The sequence below is a fragment of the Acidovorax sp. ACV02 genome (assembly GCF_014851475.1).
Lineage (GTDB): Bacteria > Pseudomonadota > Gammaproteobacteria > Burkholderiales > Burkholderiaceae_C > Acidovorax > Acidovorax delafieldii.
This window is the reverse complement of record NZ_JACUZU010000023.1, coordinates 1-1,099: the sequence shown is the minus strand read 5'-3', so window position 1 is coordinate 1,099 and position 1,099 is coordinate 1. Positions and strand designations below refer to the sequence as shown.

The following is a 1,099-nucleotide window of genomic DNA, read 5'->3' as shown; positions in this document are numbered from 1 at the left end:
ATTAAGCAATGATCTTGGCCACGACGCCAGCGCCCACGGTACGGCCGCCTTCGCGGATAGCGAAGCGCAGACCTTCTTCCATGGCGATGGGGTTGATCAGCTTCACAGTGATCGACACGTTGTCACCAGGCATGACCATTTCCTTGTCGGCTGGCAGCTCGATGGCGCCAGTCACGTCGGTCGTGCGGAAGTAGAACTGGGGACGGTAGTTGTTGAAGAAAGGAGTGTGGCGACCGCCTTCGTCCTTGCTCAACACATACACCTCAGCCGTGAAGTGGGTGTGGGGCTTGATCGAGCCGGGCTTGCACAGCACTTGGCCACGCTCCACGTCTTCGCGCTTGGTACCGCGCAGCAGCAGGCCGACGTTGTCGCCAGCTTGGCCTTGGTCCAGCAGCTTGCGGAACATTTCCACGCCGGTGCAGATGGTCTTTTGCGTGTCGCGGATACCCACGATTTCGATTTCTTCGCCGACCTTGATGATGCCGCGTTCCACGCGACCGGTCACCACGGTGCCGCGGCCGGAGATGGAGAACACGTCTTCCACAGGCATCAGGAAGGCACCGTCCACAGCGCGCTCAGGCGTGGGGATGTAGGTGTCCAGGGCTTCAGCCAGCTTCATGATGGCCTCTTCACCCAGCTTGCCCTTGTCGCCTTCCAGGGCGAGCTTGGCGGAGCCACGGATGATGGGGGTGTCGTCGCCTGGGAAGTCGTACTTGTCCAGGAGTTCGCGCACTTCCATTTCGACGAGTTCCAGCAGTTCTTCGTCGTCCACCATGTCGCACTTGTTCAGGAACACGATGATGTAAGGCACGCCCACTTGGCGAGCCAGCAGGATGTGCTCGCGGGTCTGGGGCATGGGGCCGTCAGCAGCGGAGCAGACCAGGATAGCGCCGTCCATCTGGGCAGCGCCGGTGATCATGTTCTTCACATAGTCGGCGTGGCCGGGGCAGTCCACGTGAGCGTAGTGGCGGTTGGCCGTTTCGTATTCCACGTGGGCGGTGTTGATCGTGATACCGCGGGCCTTTTCTTCGGGCGCAGCGTCGATCTGGTCGTAGGCCTTGGCTTCGCCGCCGAACTTGGCGGACAGCACGGTAGCGAT

General features: G+C 61.3%; 1 protein-coding gene. It reads right to left on the bottom strand.

Annotated features, from left to right (window positions below):
- Nucleotide 1 precedes the first annotated feature (1 nt).
- A partial coding sequence (gene tuf, locus IB236_RS24170) for an elongation factor Tu (protein WP_192422483.1) occupies nt 2–1,099 on the bottom strand: 1,098 nt, incomplete at its 5' end.